The organism is Arenibaculum pallidiluteum, assembly GCF_017355985.1.
GTDB classification, from domain to species: Bacteria; Pseudomonadota; Alphaproteobacteria; order Azospirillales; family Azospirillaceae; genus Arenibaculum; species Arenibaculum pallidiluteum.
The window spans coordinates 15668-30599 of sequence record NZ_JAFIQU010000029.1; the positions used below are offsets into that span (position 1 = coordinate 15668).

At 70.2% G+C, this 14932-nt stretch carries 17 protein-coding genes; 2 read left to right on the forward strand and 15 right to left on the reverse strand.

Going from position 1 to position 14932, the window contains the following annotated elements; translation table 11 throughout:
• Positions 1–18 precede the first annotated feature (18 nt).
• The 4 genes from denD to JUB13_RS30225 all read right to left on the reverse strand — a co-directional run bounded on the left by denD (position 19) and on the right by JUB13_RS30225 (position 3703).
• Positions 19–1002, reverse strand: a complete 984-nt coding sequence (gene denD / locus JUB13_RS30210; RefSeq protein WP_207485979.1) for a D-erythronate dehydrogenase — start codon at positions 1000–1002, stop codon at positions 19–21.
• Between the two features lie 159 nt (positions 1003–1161).
• A complete protein-coding gene (locus tag JUB13_RS30215) occupies positions 1162–2163 on the reverse strand; it encodes a sensor histidine kinase (RefSeq protein WP_207485980.1) in 1002 nt (333 codons plus the stop codon).
• A gap of 101 nt (positions 2164–2264) precedes the next feature.
• Positions 2265–2756, reverse strand: a complete 492-nt coding sequence (locus tag JUB13_RS30220) for a ferritin family protein (protein ID WP_207485981.1) — start codon at positions 2754–2756, stop codon at positions 2265–2267.
• A gap of 89 nt (positions 2757–2845) precedes the next feature.
• On the reverse strand, positions 2846–3703 hold the full coding sequence (locus tag JUB13_RS30225; RefSeq protein ID WP_328703049.1) for an FAS1-like dehydratase domain-containing protein: 858 nt from the start codon (positions 3701–3703) through the stop codon (positions 2846–2848).
• 103 nt (positions 3704–3806) lie between these two features.
• On the opposite strand from JUB13_RS30225, the gene JUB13_RS30230 reads away from it, so the two are divergent.
• Complete coding sequence (locus JUB13_RS30230; RefSeq protein WP_207485982.1) at positions 3807–4391, forward strand: uracil-DNA glycosylase; 585 nt, start codon at positions 3807–3809, stop codon at positions 4389–4391.
• A 93-nt stretch (positions 4392–4484) separates the two neighbouring features.
• On the opposite strand, the gene JUB13_RS30235 is transcribed toward JUB13_RS30230, so the two are convergent.
• From JUB13_RS30235 to ade, 5 genes are all read right to left on the reverse strand, one after another.
• Positions 4485–5204 carry a winged helix-turn-helix domain-containing protein gene (locus JUB13_RS30235; protein ID WP_236025343.1) on the reverse strand — a complete coding sequence of 240 codons (720 nt, stop codon included), beginning with the start codon at positions 5202–5204 and terminating at the stop codon, positions 4485–4487.
• Positions 5205–5737: 533 nt separating this feature from the next.
• Positions 5738–6079: a hypothetical protein gene (locus JUB13_RS30240; protein ID WP_207485984.1), complete on the reverse strand. Its 342-nt coding sequence runs from the start codon at positions 6077–6079 to the stop codon at positions 5738–5740.
• Between the two features lie 77 nt (positions 6080–6156).
• Positions 6157–6504, reverse strand: a complete 348-nt coding sequence (locus tag JUB13_RS30245) for a hypothetical protein (protein ID WP_207485985.1) — start codon at positions 6502–6504, stop codon at positions 6157–6159.
• Between the two features lie 299 nt (positions 6505–6803).
• Entirely contained in the window at positions 6804–7838 is a 1035-nt protein-coding gene (locus JUB13_RS30250; RefSeq protein ID WP_207485986.1) for a methyltransferase, read from the reverse strand.
• A gap of 451 nt (positions 7839–8289) precedes the next feature.
• The gene (gene ade / locus JUB13_RS30255; RefSeq protein WP_207485987.1) at positions 8290–10032 is read right to left on the reverse strand and encodes an adenine deaminase; all 1743 of its coding nucleotides are present in this window, start codon (positions 10030–10032) and stop codon (positions 8290–8292) included.
• 186 nt (positions 10033–10218) lie between these two features.
• Between ade and JUB13_RS30260 the strand changes: the two genes are divergently transcribed.
• Positions 10219–10695, forward strand: a complete 477-nt coding sequence (locus JUB13_RS30260) for a bactofilin family protein (RefSeq protein WP_207485988.1) — start codon at positions 10219–10221, stop codon at positions 10693–10695.
• 54 nt (positions 10696–10749) lie between these two features.
• On the opposite strand, the gene dgcA is transcribed toward JUB13_RS30260, so the two are convergent.
• From dgcA to minC, 6 genes are all read right to left on the reverse strand, one after another.
• Positions 10750–11751 carry an N-acetyl-D-Glu racemase DgcA gene (gene dgcA / locus JUB13_RS30265; protein ID WP_207485989.1) on the reverse strand — a complete coding sequence of 334 codons (1002 nt, stop codon included), beginning with the start codon at positions 11749–11751 and terminating at the stop codon, positions 10750–10752.
• An 11-nt stretch (positions 11752–11762) separates the two neighbouring features.
• On the reverse strand, positions 11763–12761 hold the full coding sequence (dgcN, locus tag JUB13_RS30270) for an N-acetyltransferase DgcN (RefSeq protein WP_207485990.1): 999 nt from the start codon (positions 12759–12761) through the stop codon (positions 11763–11765).
• Positions 12762–12860: 99 nt separating this feature from the next.
• The gene (locus JUB13_RS30275) at positions 12861–13178 is read right to left on the reverse strand and encodes a hypothetical protein (protein ID WP_207485991.1); all 318 of its coding nucleotides are present in this window, start codon (positions 13176–13178) and stop codon (positions 12861–12863) included.
• Between the two features lie 102 nt (positions 13179–13280).
• Positions 13281–13589: a cell division topological specificity factor MinE gene (gene minE / locus JUB13_RS30280; protein WP_207485992.1), complete on the reverse strand. Its 309-nt coding sequence runs from the start codon at positions 13587–13589 to the stop codon at positions 13281–13283.
• Positions 13586–14401, reverse strand: coding sequence for a septum site-determining protein MinD (minD, locus tag JUB13_RS30285; protein ID WP_207485993.1), 816 nt, complete (start codon positions 14399–14401; stop codon positions 13586–13588). The genes minE and minD overlap by 4 nt, the downstream gene beginning before the upstream one ends.
• Before the next feature lie 46 nt (positions 14402–14447).
• Positions 14448–14801 carry a septum site-determining protein MinC gene (minC, locus tag JUB13_RS30290; protein ID WP_207486017.1) on the reverse strand — a complete coding sequence of 118 codons (354 nt, stop codon included), beginning with the start codon at positions 14799–14801 and terminating at the stop codon, positions 14448–14450.
• Positions 14802–14932 lie beyond the last annotated feature (131 nt).

The window sequence follows — 14932 nt, forward strand, 5'->3', positions numbered from 1 at the left end:
CTCCGGAATGGCGTCGGGTCAGGGGACGAAGCGTCCACCCATCTCGTGGGCGATGTGGGCCTCGATGATCGCCCGGATGCCCTCGTCCACCGGGAAGCCCAGCTCCCGCGCCTGCGCGGTCTCGAAGGCTCGGGGCCAGGAGCGGACGATGCGCGCCACCACGGGATCCTCGGTGGGGCGGATCCTGGCGGCCACGGCGGGGCCCGCCACCTCGGACAGGGCTTCGATCATCTCCCCGACCGTGACCGACACGCCGCGCCCGGTGAGGCAGCGGCGCGAGCCGATGCGCTCCGACTGCAGTCCGGCTGCATGCAGCAGCGTCTCGACGGCGATGCGGGGCGAGGCGATCCACGCCGCGACGTCGCGCGGCACCGGCAGCGGCGCCTCGACCCCGCGCAGCGGCTCCCGGATGATCCCCGACAGGAACCCCGAGGCGGCCGCGTTCGGCGCGCCCGGCCGGACGACGATGGTGGGCAGGCGGATCCCGATGCCGTCGACGAAACCCTTGCGCGTGAAATCCGATAGCAGGAACTCCCCGATCGCCTTCTGGGCCCCGTAGGAGGACTGCGGCAGGAGCGCGAAATCGTCGGGCACCACGTCCGGGAAGGGAGGCCCATAGACCGCAAGGGACGAGGCGAAGACGAGGCGCGGCGCGGTTCCGGAAAGCCGGAACGCCTCGAGCAGCGCCCAGGTCGCGTCGACATTCACCCGATAGCCCTTCGAGAAGTCGGCCTCCGCTTCGCCGGAGACGACGGCCGCGAGGTGGAACACGACGTCCGGCCGCCACGCCGCGAGCTGCCGCGCGGCCGCGGGGTCGGCCACATCGGCCGCAAGCGTCTCGGCGGCGAGCCCGCCGGAAAGGCTGCCGGGCACGGCGGGCGCCGCGCGGTCCGCCAGCAGCATGGCGGCCACGGGCCGGCCCGCCACGGTGCCGGCGGAGGCGATCGCCTCGGCCAAGCGGGCGCCGATCATGCCTGCCGCCCCGATGATCAGGATTCGCATCGTTCGTTTCCTCCCTGGCCGCCGTCTGTGGGCGGGCCGGCCGACAGGATAGGCGGCCACGGCGGGATGGTGAAGGCGCGGGATGGTGAAAGGCGCGGGATGGTGAAAGGCGCGGGATGGAATGCGCGCAGCCTGGATGGCCGCGCTGGCGATGGGGCGTCAGGGCCGCGGCGGCGGCAGGACCACCGAGAAGCGCACGCCCGGGCCGCTCCGCACATCCAGCTCGGCCCTGAGCTGCCCCGCGAGGATCCGGGCCAGCTTCAGGCCGAGCCCGCCGCGGACCTCCGTCTCGGGAGGCAGGCCGCGGCCCTCGTCCTCCACGGACACCGCCAGGCGGCCATCGGCGCGCGGCAGCGCGGTGACCCGGATCGTGCCGGCCTGCCCGGCGGGATAGGCGTGGCGCAGCGCGTTCGCGATCAGCTCGTTCAGCAGCAGCCCGAGCGGCACCGCCGCCTCGAGGGGCAGGCAGGCATAGCCCAGGTCGACAAGGACGGAGACGTCTGGCCGGTCGTGGTGCAGCTTCAGGCCGCTGGCGATCCGCTCGACCAGCGGACCCAGCTCGACCCGGGTGTAGTCCTGGGTCTGGTAGGCTGTGTCCTGGGTAAGCCCCAGGGCCTGGACCCTCTGGACGGTCTCGCCTAAAAGCGCGCGCGCGTCGGGATCGGACGTGTTCGCAGCCTGCAGGTTCAGCAGGCCGATCACGGTCTGGAGCGTGTTGCGCGTGCGATGGTGCACCTCCAGCAGCAGCGCCTCCTTCTCGGCGACCTCGCGGCGCGCGCGCTCCTCCGCCTCGCGGCGCTCGGTGACGTCGTGTGCGGAGCCGCAATAGCCCTCGAAGACGCCGCCCTCCAGGACGCAGGGGCACCCATGGTCGAGAATCCACCGCCATGCGCCGTCGTGACGCCGCAGCCGGTACTCGACCTCGAAGGAGTCGCGCGCGGCGAGGGCCGACGCCATGACCGCCGTGACGCGCGGCGCATCGTCGGGATGGATGCCGTCGGTCCAGCCCAGCCCCACCTCGTCCTCGGCGGGGCGGCCGGTGAAGCGCAGCCACTGCGCGTTCAGGAAGATGCGGCCGAGATCGGGTCCGGCCTGCCAGATCATGACCGGAGCATGGTCGGCCAGCAGCCGGAAACGGTCGTCTCCGCCCTGGCCGGTCATCGTCTCGTCCTCATCCGCGGAACACTGGGTCTCGCGTTGGGAACGCACGAAACCGCGGCCCGTTCCGCGAGAACGGGCCGCAACGCCGCCGTGGCCGGTGCTCAGGGCCGAAGGATTCCGAAGCGTATCTCGGCGGCGCTCTGCTGGCGGTCATGAGGCGGCCGCCGCTCGTCATCGTCCATGCGACGCAGCTCGAAGCGGATCATGCGCAGATCGGCCTGGACGGTCTCGACGGCCGCGCTCACCAGCGGCGGCAGGGTCAGCGTCCCGAACCCCTCGCAGGCCGTGATGCTGTCGGAGATGGAGCGAGCCATGGTCGCGTTGATCGCCGCCCAGGCGGCTGGGCCGAGGGCCGCCCCCTGCTGCACCGCACGACAGCGCGCCGCCCCTTGGGGCGTCCCGGCCAGGATCGGCCGGCCGCCGAGGCGGAGCTGAAGATGCGCGATCTCCTGCGCCGAGGCGGCGCAGTCGCCGGCGAGCCGACGGAGCAGCTGCGCCGCCTCGGCATCGCGCGCCATGGCGCCGCAAGCCTCGAGAAGCGCCGCGTTGTCGAGGCAGAAGGCGATCAGCCGGTTCAGGATCCAATGGGACATGGGCCGACATCGAAGGGAGGGGACCTTCGAAGAACATGCCGGGCGCCCGGTTGTTCCGGCCCCGGACCCACCGCGCGATCATGCCCGGCTCAGGGCCCGAAAGTGGCCGTGGCGTTGACGGCCAGCTCCCCCGCGGGGCCGGCGACCCAGAGCTCGGCGCCCGTGCCGGCGGCACGGCCGTTCAGCGTGAAGGCCGCGGTGTCGAAGACCGGCGCCATGCCCCGGAAGGCGAAGTGCCTGACAGGCGGCGCGCCCGCCTCCCGCTCCAGAAGATCGAGCAGAAGCGTCGCCATCAGCGGCGCATGGACGACCAGGCCGGGATAGCCCTCCACCCCGGTCGCATAGGAGAGGTCGTAATGGATCCGGTGGCCGTTGAAGGTCAGTGCCGAGTAGCGGAACAGCAGCACTGGATCCGGGACCACCCTGCGCGTCCAGCTTGCCCCGCCCGGCGCCGGCTGCGCCGCAGGTGCGGGATCGCCCGGGCGCGGGTCGGCGCGGTAGACGATGTCGTGCTCCTCCGCGACCGCAGGCCCCTCGCCGCCGTCGATGGTGTGGCGCACCGTCACGAAGATCAGCGGGCCGGTGCGGCCCTGGCGCCCCTCGACCGACAGGATCTCGGAGACCCGGACCGCCCTGGCGCCGACGCGCAGCGTGCCTGGAAAGGACAGCCGCCCGCCTGCCCACATGCGCCGCGGCAGCGGCACGGGAGGCAGGAAGCCCCCGCGCCGGGGATGTCCGTCGCGCCCCAGGGCCGTGGCGGGCGCCGCCTCGCGGAAGAAGGCCCAGTGCCAGCCCGGCGGAAGCGGGTCGCCGGCCTCCGGGACGCCGGGCCGGCCGAGGGTCGCGGCCATCGCCCGCGCGGTCCAGGGATCCAGGTGGTCGGATCGGGTCTCCGTGCGGCCGACCCAGGCGCGGAGCTCCTCGATGTCGGGCAAGGCTTCGGTCACGGCTCCCCCTCACGGTCGCGCGCGGAATCTGTTACACCCGCCGCGTCTGTGGATCCAGCGGCGGGGCAAACCCCGCCCAAGAAGCCGGGGAGATCGGGGTTCCATGCTGCCATTCGTCGAATACGCGCAGCCCTCAGACGCGCGATCGGAGGTTCGGCTCGCCATCATCGGCGAGGCGCCCGGCGCCGAGGAGGCCCGTCTGGGCAAGCCCTTCGTGGGCCGCAGCGGCCGCCTGCTCGACGAGAACCTGGAGGCGATCGGGATCGACCGACGGGCCTGCCTGGTCGGCAACGTCTTCCGGTACCAGCCGCCCGGTAACAAGGTCGATCATTTCTTCGCGAGCCGCGCCCGCGCCCGCAAGGAGGGCTTCGGCGTCGCCGAGAGCTGGGGCCCCTTCGGCACCAACTACGTCCGTGCCGAGTTCGCGCCCGAGATGGAGCATCTCCGCAGCGTCCTGGAGCGGCTGCGTCCGGCTGCCATCGTGGCGCTGGGCCGCACGCCGCTCTGGGCGCTGACCGGCGAGAACGGCATCATGAAGCTGCGCGGCCAGGTGCTGGACTGCCGGCTGCTGCCCGGAGCCAAGGTCGTCCCGACCTTCCACCCCAGCTACATCCTTCGCGGCCAGCGGGCAGAGGAACCCCTGTTCCGCGCCGACATCGCCCGCGCCTGGAGCCTCGCGCAGGGCTGACGCGTCGGCTGCAGGCAGCGGCGGGCCGACTGCAGGCAGCGGCGGGTCGACTGCAGGCAGCGGCGGGCCGACTGCGGACAGCGGCGGACCGGATCAGATCAGCTCGACCGCGGTGGCCAGCACGTAGCCAGCGCCACGCTCTGTGCGGATCAGCCGTGGCTCGCCCGGATCGATCTCGAGCTTGCGGCGCAGTCGCAGGATCAGCACGTCGATGCTGCGGTCGCAGACCTCCTCGTCGTGGACCCGCGTCGCCGCGAGGAGCTGCTCGCGGCTGAGCACCTTCTGGGGCGCGCGCAGGAAGGCGACCAGCAGGTTGAACTCCGCGGCGGTGAGCTTGGTGGGTTCGATCTCCGGTCGGGTCAGGCGACGCATCCGCGTATCCAGCTGCCAGTTCCCGAATCGGTATGACCGACGCTCGCGGCGCCGCGGCCGCCGCTCGGTCCGATCGGCCCGCCGCAGCACGGCACGAATCCGCGCCAGCAGCTCGCGGGTGCTGAACGGCTTCGTCAGATAGTCGTCCGCCCCGAGCTCGAGCCCCTGCACCTTGTCCTCCTCCCCGTCCCGGTCGCCGGAGACGATGATCACCGGCGCATCGGACAGCGAATTGAGGTCGCGCAGTATGTCGAGGCCGTAATCCGGACAGACGCTCGGGTCGAGCACGATAAGGTCCACGGGCTTCTGGGCGAGAATGCGCGCGACCGCGCCACTATGGGACGCCGTGCTCACCTCGTAGGCGTGATCGCAGAGATAGTCGCTGATCAGACCGCGCGCCGCCGGGTCACAGTCCGCGACGAGAATGTGGCTGCCCTTCATGCTATCCCCCTGGCTCCTTGCGACGCAGCCTTGGTCATGAAGCGATGGCCTGCGCCGCTGCGCCGCTACCGCGCCATAACCAGGCGTCCTGGTCGAAGGACGCATCTTGATCTTCACGCCCCATCGGCGTGCGGAACCGAGGTTGCACGCGTCGCCGGCGCCGCTCTGTGGAGAACTTCACAAGGGAGACGGTCTTTCCGGGGTCTCGGACCGCCGGGACGTCTCGGCCGCGCGCCAGGGTCGCATGTGCTCGATGGACGATCCTGCTGTTGGGCGGGCTCAAACTAGGCGAGCGCGGCAGTCTGGAAAAATTCTAAATCGTAAAGTTCGTATTAACGAAAACTTATGAGTCGAATCGAGACTGCGCATCCTGCGAGATGGGCCGCTCGGGCGGCTGACCGCCGCACCGGCCCCGCCCGCCGCAGGATGGTTCGCATCCTATCGCGCCGGCGGAAATCACCGTGAACAGGGCTCGCCCCTTCCCGGCCTGTCGGCCTGGGAAGGGGCGTTGGACCTCGGGCATCGGGGCACCGTCAGTTGGCGTAGGCGCGGCTGAAGTCGGTCTCGCCGAAGGCCATCTCGGAGGCGGCGGGCTGCCCGCCGGCGATCTGGCTCCAGCCCTGGCCCGAGAGGTTGTCGTAGATGGGGTCGACCGCGGCTTCGCCGGAAACCAGCGAACGGAAGCCCTGCGCGCTCCGGACCGCCTCCTGGCGCACCGCGACCGGCGCCGGGCCCTGCGGGTTCGGCTGGGCGCCGAAGGAGACGAGGTCGGAGGAGCCGTGGAACTGGTTCACGCCGGGGTTGCCTTCGCCGGCGAAGGCCGGGGCGGCGGACAGGATGCCGAGCAGGGCGGCGGCGATGGACAGCGTCTTCATGGTCGGGGTTCCTTTCGTGTCTGGCTGGTTGGGTGGTCGGTGGGTTCGGCTGGCTGGATGCTCGGCAGGGCCGGCGGTCAGTTGGCGTAGGCGCGGCTGAAGTCGGTCTCGCCCGAGGCCATCTCGGTGGCGGCGGGCTGCCCGGCGGTGGCGATGACCAGGCCCTGGGCCGAGAGGTTGTCGTAGAGCGGGTCGACCGCGGCCTCGCCCCAGACCAGGGCCCTGTCGGCCAGGCCGGGCCTGCCGGCGTCCTGGCGGACAGTGACGGGGCCGGTCTCAGCCTGGGCGCTCGGCTGGGCGCCGTAGGAGACGAGAGTGCTGGAGCCGTGGAACTGGTTGGTGCCGGCGCTGCCTTCGCCATTGGCCATGGCGGGGGCGGCGGCGAGGATGCTGATCAGGGCGGCGGCGAGGGTCAGGGTCTTCATGGCGTGGGTTCCTTTGCTGTTTGGGTAGCTGGTTTGGTGTCGCTTGGGTGTGTGTTGGCGTCCCGTGCTGGGGTGAGAGGATCATCTCATACGATCAGATCGTGCGCGATACATATTCCTGCAACCCTGCTGCGCGCTGGACGCGCTTGCGATAACATCGTGCGCGATATATCGGCCCTGATTCGCCGCCTACGGACCGCTACCATCAATCGCTAGCCAACGGGCGCAACTGGTTTGGCCGGCGCCGAACAAGCAGCTGGTTCTACGGCAAGACTGCTTGAGGAAATGACGGCCGCTCTTCAGGCCGGTGTGGCGACGACCACCGACAGGGGGGCACCCTGGGACACGAGCACCCGGGATGGTTTCCAGCCGGTGCTCGTCAGCAACGCCTCGAGCTCAGCCATGGTGCGCTGGCGCCCTCCGCCGAGACAGAGCATGTGGATGTCGAGGATCTTCGCGGGGTGCGGCTTGCCGTCCTCGGGCACCACCGACTCGCAGAGATAGAGGCCGACGCCGCTCGTTGCCGTCCTGCGCATGACCCCGAGGACCTGCCGGCATTCATCGTCGCTCCAGCTCCTCAGCACATGCTTCATGAGATACGCGTCGGCAGGCGGCACGCTCGTGAACATGTCGCCGCCGATATGCACGCAGCGGCCATCGCGCACCACTGCGCCCGTCTGATGATTGGCCCAGTCGTCCGCGATCTCGGGCAGATCGAAGACAACGCCGAATGCCATCGGATGGTCCTCCAGAAGCCCTGCGAGCAGATGGCCGCTGCCGCCTCCGATGTCGCAGAGAATCGGCGCGTATCCGAAGGAGAACGGCCTCAGCAGGGCGCGCACGACATCGGTCTCGCTGGCCGAGAGGGCCGACATCGCCTGACGGAAGAGGCGTGCATGGGACGGGTCGCGCCTGAAGTATCCGGAAGCCGTCGTCCGGAAGGCGCGCAGGAACCCATCCTGCGCGCCGGTCCTCACGAGATCGGGCAGATGGCTCCAAACCGACCGGTGCACCGGGCCTTCCTCGAGCAGAACGACCGGCCGCAGGGAATTCCTCTCGTCCCGTCTCAGAAGGCGGCCGGCCGACGATACCGCGAAGGTCGTGCCCCCATGCTCGATAAGCAGCCCAAGTGCTGCGAGCGCTCGCAGCAGCCGGCAAAGCCGGTCGGGATCGACCCCGGCACTGCGCGCGATCTCGTCCTGTCGGCGTGGCCCGTCGTCGGGGAACTGCTCGAACACGCCGATCTCGACGGCGGCATGGACGATCTCGCTGCGCCAGCGGCCCGCAATCAGGTCGAGGAGAATGGCCGCATCCGATGCCGGCTGCTGCGTCATGCTTGATCCCCTCAATTGTCCCTTTCGAAGCGGGACATCCGCCGGCCAGCGCATCGATATTGCCAGCAAACGACACAAGCCCCCCGCTCAGCCGCCAAGCCGGTTCGAAAAATCATCAGTCATTCCAATGATTAGTCTTCTGTGAACCGCCGGGATTTTACTGTTCCTGGAACACAGGTAACCGCGGCCGGTTGCCCGGATATTTCACCGGAAGTGCTGATTATTACTGATGTAACCGGATTCGGAATTGGCGCATTCGCCGCGCCCTCCCCGCCAAAGGCGGGAAGCACGACGAACCCTTGCCGCAGCGCGCTGGCCGACGGACGGCGCACGACGGTTCTGATACCCCGCTGCGCCCGCGAGCCGAGGGGGCTCCCGAGAGCGGCGCTCCTGCTGCCATCTATCTCCGCCCTATCTCCGCCAGGCGCCCCCACATGGGCGCGCGGCCGGCTCAGGCGTCCACGAGCGCGAAGCGGTCGACGTCCACCAGTCCCATATCGGTGATCTTCAGATGCGGGATCACCGGCAGCGGCAGAAAGGCGAGCTGCAGGAAGGGCTCGGGCAGATCACAGCCCATGGCGCGCACGGTGGCGCGCAGGTCGTGGAGCCGTCGCTCGACCTCCTCATGGGCGAGATCGCTCATGAGCCCGGCGATGGGCAAGGCCATCTCGCCCACGACCTGGCCGTCGACCACAGCGACGAAGCCGCCCTGCAGATCGATAAGCCGGTTCACAGCCACGGCCATGTCCGCGTCCGAGGCCCCGACGACGGCGACGTTGTGACTGTCGTGCCCGACCGACGATGCGAGTGCGCCCCGGCGGAGGCCGAAGCCCCGCACGAAACCGCGGCCGACGTTCCGGTTCACGCCGTGCCTTGCCAGCACGCAGACCTTGAGCATATCCGCCTCGGGATCCGGTAGCCGCTCGCCGTTACGATACGGCAACGTAACGACCAGCTTCTCCGTCAGTATCTTTCCCGGAATGATCCCGATCGCCAGCCCGGTCGGGCCCGAAGCAGGCACCCGGAACACGCAGGGATCCACAGGATCGAGCTTCACCGACTGCAGCCCGACCGCCGGCACGGTCGGGCGGTCCGCAAAGGTCTCGGGGCCGACCGGACGGCCGTTGCGGATCACGCGCGCAACCCGGCAGTCGGCGAGGTCCTCGAGCAGCACGATGTCGGCGCGCTGCCCGGGGGCGATCAGCCCGCGGTCCGCCAGGCCGAAATGGCGCGCCGCCGACCAGGTCGCGGCCCGGTACACCGCCTCGACCGGCGCGCCGAGCCGGATGGCCTGCCGGATCAGGTGGTCCAGATGCCCTTCCTCGCTGATGTCCAGCGGGTTGCGGTCATCCGTGCAGAAACCCAGGAAGGGCGCCGTTCCCACGTCGATCAGGGATGCCAGCGCGGCCACGTCCTTGGAAACGGTCCCGTCGCGGATCAGAACCTGCATGCCCTTGCGCAGCTTCTCCCGGGCCTCGTCCAGCCCGGTGGTCTCGTGGCAGTTGCGGACGCCGCAGGACAGGTAGGCGTTGAGCTCGCGCCCCGAGAGAAGCGGGCTGTGACCGTCGACATGCCGATCGGCGAAGGCCACGAGCTTGTCGAGCACGGCGGGATCCTTGTTGAGGACACCCGGGAAATTCATGAACTCGGCCAGCCCGATGACCTGGGGGTGGTCGCGGTAGCGCAAGAGGTCCGCCGCGTCCAGCCTTGCGCCCGCGGTCTCCAGTTCGGTCGCCGGCACGCAGGACGAAAGCTGCACCCGCAGATCCAGGGCCATGCGCCCCGCGCTGTCCAGGAAGTACTCCAGTCCCGCCGCGCCGAGCACGTTGCAGATCTCGTGCGGGTCGCAGACTGCCGTGGTGGTGCCGCGCGGCAGCACGCAGCGGTCGAACTCCGACGGCGTCACCAGCGTGCTCTCGCAATGAACGTGGGTGTCGATGAAGCCGGGAACGGCGACCAGCCCGCGGCCATCGATCTCCACTGTGCCGTCATAGCGGTCGTAGGTTCCGACGATCCGGTCGCCGCAGACGGCGATGTCGCTCTCGGCGATCTCGCCCGTGGCTACGTTCAGGAACCGCGTGTTCTTGATGACCAGGTCGGCGCGCCCGCGGCCCATGGCCTGATCGATCCGCCGCTCCAGCTCGGCCCTGGTGGGCCCTGCGGCGTCGGATGTCGCCGAGGCAGTGCCGGTCATGGATCCCCCTCCCCGCTGGCTTTGCCGGAAGTTTAAACCCAGGTGGACTTCGGGATCAGCCCCTTCCGCGGCTGGCGATGGAACCGCAGGCCGATTTCACCCGCACGGCACGATGGATTTCTCCAACGCAACGCGGCCCTTGGCTTCTTTCCTACAGATTCAAAGTTTCTCTCTAAAGTAGCAAACATGGCGGGTAGCGCCGCCCTTCCGAAGCTGGTCGTTCCGATACGCCCCCTGCAGATGCTGCGGCTCGACGCCGGCCGCCGCCAGCCCGAGGCTGTGACGGAGGAGCCGACAGGCGCATCGCAGCCCTTCCCATCGAAACGCCGGCTGTTCATCGGCCGCGAGATCGTCCTGTCGGGCGAGCTTACCAATTGCGAGCTGCTGTCGGTCGAAGGAACCGTCGTCCTGCGGCTCCGCAAGGGCGGCACCCTCGAGATCGCCGAAGGCGGATGCTTCCGCGGCCATTCCGAGGTCGAGGATGCCGAGATCCGCGGCCGGCTCGAAGGAGAGCTGGTGGTCCGCGGAACGCTGAGGCTGCGCCCGAGCGGCAGGATCAGCGGGCACATCCGTTGCGGATGCATCGAGGTCGAGAAGGGCGGCCAAGTAAGCGGCGTGATCGAGATCCTGGGCAGGGGCGATCCCGCGAAGACGGCGGGCTGAGCAGCCGCCTCCCATCCCCGCGGCCAGTCCCGCTGCCGATCGGCGCGAGCCGCCCTACCCCCAGAGCTCCGTCCCGGCCGGGTAGACGGTGGAACCGTCGTAGCGCAGGCCCGGCTCCCGGTCGCGCGCCAGCAGCAGCGGCCCGTCCAGGTCGACAAAGCGCGCCCCTTGGGCGACCAGCAGGCCGGGCGCCATGGCCAGCGAAGTCCCGACCATGCAGCCGACCATCACCGCGAAGCCCGCCTCCTCCGCCGCGCGCTTGAGCGCCAGCGCCTCCGTCAGCCCCCCGGTCTTGTCGAGCTTCACGTTGACGAGCTGGTACTTGCCCCGGAGCCCTTCGAGCGAGGCGCGGTCATGGCAGCTCTCGTCGGCGCCCAGCGGCACCGGGCAGTGATAGCCCAGTAGCGCGTCGTCGGCCCCGGCAGGCAGCGGCTGCTCGATCAGTTCGACGCCGAGCTCGGCAAGGGCCGGGGCGAAGCGGTCGAGCAGGTCGATGCTCCAGGCCTCGTTGGCATCGACGACCAGCCGCGCGCGGGGCGCGTTGGCGCGCACCGCGCGGACCCGCTCGACGTCTCCCTCTCCGGTCAGCTTCAGCTTCAGGAGCGGCCGGTCCGCCGCCGCGCGAGCCGCCTCGGCCATGTTCTCGACCGTATCGACCGACAGCGTGAAGGCGGTGGTCACCGGCCCCGGCGGCCCGTCCATGTCGGCGAGCTCCCAGACCGGCTGTCCCGTCAGCTTGGCCGCAAGGTCCCAGAGCGCGCAGTCGACCGCGTTGCGCGCCGCACCCGGCGGCAGGGCCTTCTGGAGCGCCGCCCAGTCGAGGCCCGAGGCCACGGCCTCGGCCAGGGATTCGATCTGGGCGACGACGCCGTCCACGGTCTCGCCGTAGCGGGCATAGGGCACGCATTCGCCGCGCCCGACGACCTGGTCGTCGCGGATCTCTGCGACCACCACCTCAGCCTCGGTCCGCGCCCCGCGCGAGATGCGGAAGACGCCGCGGATCGGGAACTTCTCGCGGCGGACGGTCAGAGTCCGCCGGGCAGTCGGCACGGCCATCTCGCCCCCGCTCAGCGCAGCGCGTCGACGATCGGGCCGACCCCGGTGCGCACCGGGTCGGCACAGGGCAGCCCCAGCTCGCGTCCGGTCCGGGCGATCAGCTCGAGGGCCGCGGCCTCGTCGAGCGCGGCCGTGTTGAGGCTGATCCCGACGACGCGGGCCTCGGGGTTCGTGACGCGCGCCGCCTGCTCGTGCACGGCGATGCAGGTCCGGAGGTCGGGAACCGGGCGCCCCGGCAGGCCGCGCATGTGCGGGCGCGCGGGCTCGTGGCACATCACCAGAGCGTCGGGCTGGCTGCCATGCACGAGCCCCAGCGTCACCCCCGCATAGGAAGGGTGCAGGAGCGATGCCTGGCCTTCGACCACGTCCCAATGGTCGGGATCGGCGGCCGGCGTCAGCCATTCGACCGCGCCGGAGACGAAGTCGGACACCACGGCGTCGATCGAGACGCCGTCACCCGAGATCAGGATCCCGGTCTGGCCGGTCGCGCGGAAATCCGCCTTCATGCCGCGGCGGCGCATCTCGGCTTCCAGCGCCAGCGCCGTGAACATCTTCCCGATGGAGCAGTCGGTCCCCACCGTCAGCAGCCGCTTCCCCGGGCGGCGTGCGCCGGTGCCGATGTCGAAGGTGCGGTTGGGATGGCGCACGTCGAAGATCTGGCGGCCCAGGGTCTCGGCCTTGTCGCGCACGACGGCGATGTCCGCGACCTTGTTGTGCAGGCCGCTGGCGATGTCGAGCCCAAGCTCCAGCGCGCGAACCATGGTTTCGGTCCAGGTGTCGGCGATGCGCCCGCCGCGGTTGGCGACGCCGATCACAAGGGTTCGCGCGCCGCGCGCCACGGCCTCGTCCAAGGTGGTGTCGGGAAGGCCCACATCGGCCTTGCACCCCGGCAGCCTGAGCTGGCCCAGGCACCAGTCGGGGCGCCAGCGGGCGATGCCGTCGGCGACCTTGGCGGCGAGCTGGTCCGGCGCATCGCCGAGGAAAAGCAGATAGGGATGAGCGATCGACACGACTTCCTCCGAGCGGGGTCGGCCGATCTTACCGGCTCCGGCGGGGCCCGCAAGCTGCAGTACCGGGTACCCGGCCGCGATGCCGCGGGCGGGCGGACCTCAGCGCCGGAGCGCCGGGTTCGACGGCGTCTCCAACAGCACGCTGCCGTCCACGGGATCCCGATAGGGGCCGGGCTGCGGTGAGACGGAGGGACGGTCCAGCGCGCCGCGTTCGGTGCGCCGTTCCATCAGGTCACGCCGGCCCGTGGAATCCAGATTGCCGCCGAGCGATCGGCGGTCGAGCTCCTGGATCTGGCCGCCGAGCCGGTCCTTGTGGAAGCCTCGGTTCAGCGACCCGGGATCGGGCGCCTGGGCCTGCGCTGGCCCAATCGCGATGACGGCGAGCAGCGCCGTGACGGAAATCAGGGTCCGGACCATTTCAAGACCTTCGGATCGGGGGTGCACCGGCCCGCTGCCGTTGCCCGCCCCACATCCTGTCAATCGCGCGGAGGCCCGGATCGTTCCGCGCGGGGTGTGCCTTCAGGCCGGCCGGACACCGCCCCCGGCCGCGGCCTGACGGCGACGCTGGGCGGCGACCGCCGGCGGCGGCAGCTCGATGTTCACCTCGAGCGTCGAGAAGTCGCCGCCACGCTCGAGCTTCACCTCGACCTTGTCCTCGTCGATCCGGACGTATTTCTTGATCACGTCCAGCAGCTCCTTCTGGAGCATGGGCAGGTAGTCGGGGCTGGAGCCGGCGCCGCGCTCGTGGGCGAGCACGATCTGCAGCCGCTCCTTGGCCTCCTCGGCGACGGTCTTCTTCTGGGTGCGGAAGAAGTTGAAGATGCTCATGCGGTCCTCCGGAGGAGGCGGTCCAGCAGGCCCTTCTTCTCGGGCTTCATGAAGCGGTGCTCGACCGTCTCGCCCAGGAAGCGGGCGACCGCGTCCAGGTAGGCCTGGCCGGCATTGCTCTTCTCGTCCAGGATCACCGGCATGCCGACGTTGCTCGCGCGCAGCACGGCGGGGCTCTCGGGCACGACGCCCAGCAGCGGGATCGCCAGGATCTCCAGCACGTCCTCGACCTTCAGCATGTCGCCGCGCTCGACCCGCTCCGGGTCGTAGCGGGTCAGCAGAAGGTGCTCCTGCACGGGCTCCTGGTTCTTCTCGGCGCGGCGCGACTTGGAAGCGAGGACGCCGAGGATGCGGTCGCTGTCGCGCACCGAGGAAACCTCGGGGTTGGTCACGACGATCGCATGGTCGGCGAAGTAGAGCGCCATCAGGGCGCCCTTTTCGATGCCGGCCGGGCTGTCGCAGATGATGTAGTCGAATTCCTTCTTCAGCTCGTCCAGCACCTTCTCGACGCCGTCGCGGCTCAGCGCGTCCTTGTCGCGGGTCTGGCTGGTCGGAAGGATGAACAGGTTCTCGACCCGCTTGTCCTTGATCAGCGCCTGGTTGAGCTTCGCCTCGCCATTGATGACGTTGATAAAGTCGAATACGACGCGCCGCTCGCATCCCATGATCAGGTCGAGGTTGCGCAGGCCCACGTCGAAGTCGACCACGACCGTCTTGAAGCCGCGCAGGGCGAGGCCGGTCGCGAAAGCGGCGCTGGAGGTGGTCTTGCCCACGCCGCCCTTGCCCGACGTCATGACGATTACCTTGGCCAAGGAAGCTTCTCCATCTCGCTATGGTTGTTGCCTGACACGCCGCCCGTCAGCCCAACGGGTCAATCCTGAGATAGCCTTCGTCCAGCCAGATCTGGACCGGCTTGCGCTGCACTGCCGGGTCCATGTCTTCGCTGATCCTGTAGAGCCCCGCGATGGACACCATCTCGGCCTCGAGGCTCTGGCAGAAGATGCGGGCGTTCCGGTCGCCCGACAGCCCCGCCAGCGCACGGCCGCGCAATGGACCATAGACGTGGATGTTGCCGTCGGCCAGCAATTCGGCCCCGGGGCTGACCGGCCCCAGGACGACAAGGTCGCCCCTGGCCGCATAGACCTGGCGGCCGGACCGGATCGGCTCCGAGACGACGAGTGCGCGGGCCGCATCCCCCGAGGGCTGGGGCATCGCCACGGGAGCCGCCGCCACGGGAGCCGTCGCGACGGCTCCCGTGGCGGCCGCGGCGGGGCGCCGGCTTGTGGGGCGGGGGCGCCGCCCCGGCCCCCCCCCCCCGGGGCCCCGCCGCGCCGCCCCCCGGG

What these genes read in the sequence shown, in the direction of transcription:
- denD (WP_207485979.1), bottom strand. Translation starts at nt 1,002, where the DNA reads ATGCGAATCCTGATCATCGGGGCGGCAGGCATGATCGGCGCCCGCTTG.
- JUB13_RS30215 (WP_207485980.1), bottom strand. Translation starts at nt 2,163, where the DNA reads ATGACCGGCCAGGGCGGAGACGACCGTTTCCGGCTGCTGGCCGACCAT.
- JUB13_RS30220 (WP_207485981.1), bottom strand. Translation starts at nt 2,756, where the DNA reads ATGTCCCATTGGATCCTGAACCGGCTGATCGCCTTCTGCCTCGACAAC.
- JUB13_RS30230 (WP_207485982.1), top strand. Translation starts at nt 3,807, where the DNA reads ATGCTGCCATTCGTCGAATACGCGCAGCCCTCAGACGCGCGATCGGAG.
- JUB13_RS30235 (WP_236025343.1), bottom strand. Translation starts at nt 5,204, where the DNA reads ATGAAGGGCAGCCACATTCTCGTCGCGGACTGTGACCCGGCGGCGCGC.
- JUB13_RS30240 (WP_207485984.1), bottom strand. Translation starts at nt 6,079, where the DNA reads ATGAAGACGCTGTCCATCGCCGCCGCCCTGCTCGGCATCCTGTCCGCC.
- JUB13_RS30245 (WP_207485985.1), bottom strand. Translation starts at nt 6,504, where the DNA reads ATGAAGACCCTGACCCTCGCCGCCGCCCTGATCAGCATCCTCGCCGCC.
- JUB13_RS30250 (WP_207485986.1), bottom strand. Translation starts at nt 7,838, where the DNA reads ATGACGCAGCAGCCGGCATCGGATGCGGCCATTCTCCTCGACCTGATT.
- ade (WP_207485987.1), bottom strand. Translation starts at nt 10,032, where the DNA reads ATGACCGGCACTGCCTCGGCGACATCCGACGCCGCAGGGCCCACCAGG.
- JUB13_RS30260 (WP_207485988.1), top strand. Translation starts at nt 10,219, where the DNA reads ATGGCGGGTAGCGCCGCCCTTCCGAAGCTGGTCGTTCCGATACGCCCC.
- dgcA (WP_207485989.1), bottom strand. Translation starts at nt 11,751, where the DNA reads ATGGCCGTGCCGACTGCCCGGCGGACTCTGACCGTCCGCCGCGAGAAG.
- JUB13_RS30275 (WP_207485991.1), bottom strand. Translation starts at nt 13,178, where the DNA reads ATGGTCCGGACCCTGATTTCCGTCACGGCGCTGCTCGCCGTCATCGCG.
- minE (WP_207485992.1), bottom strand. Translation starts at nt 13,589, where the DNA reads ATGAGCATCTTCAACTTCTTCCGCACCCAGAAGAAGACCGTCGCCGAG.
- minC (WP_207486017.1), bottom strand. Translation starts at nt 14,801, where the DNA reads ATGCCCCAGCCCTCGGGGGATGCGGCCCGCGCACTCGTCGTCTCGGAG.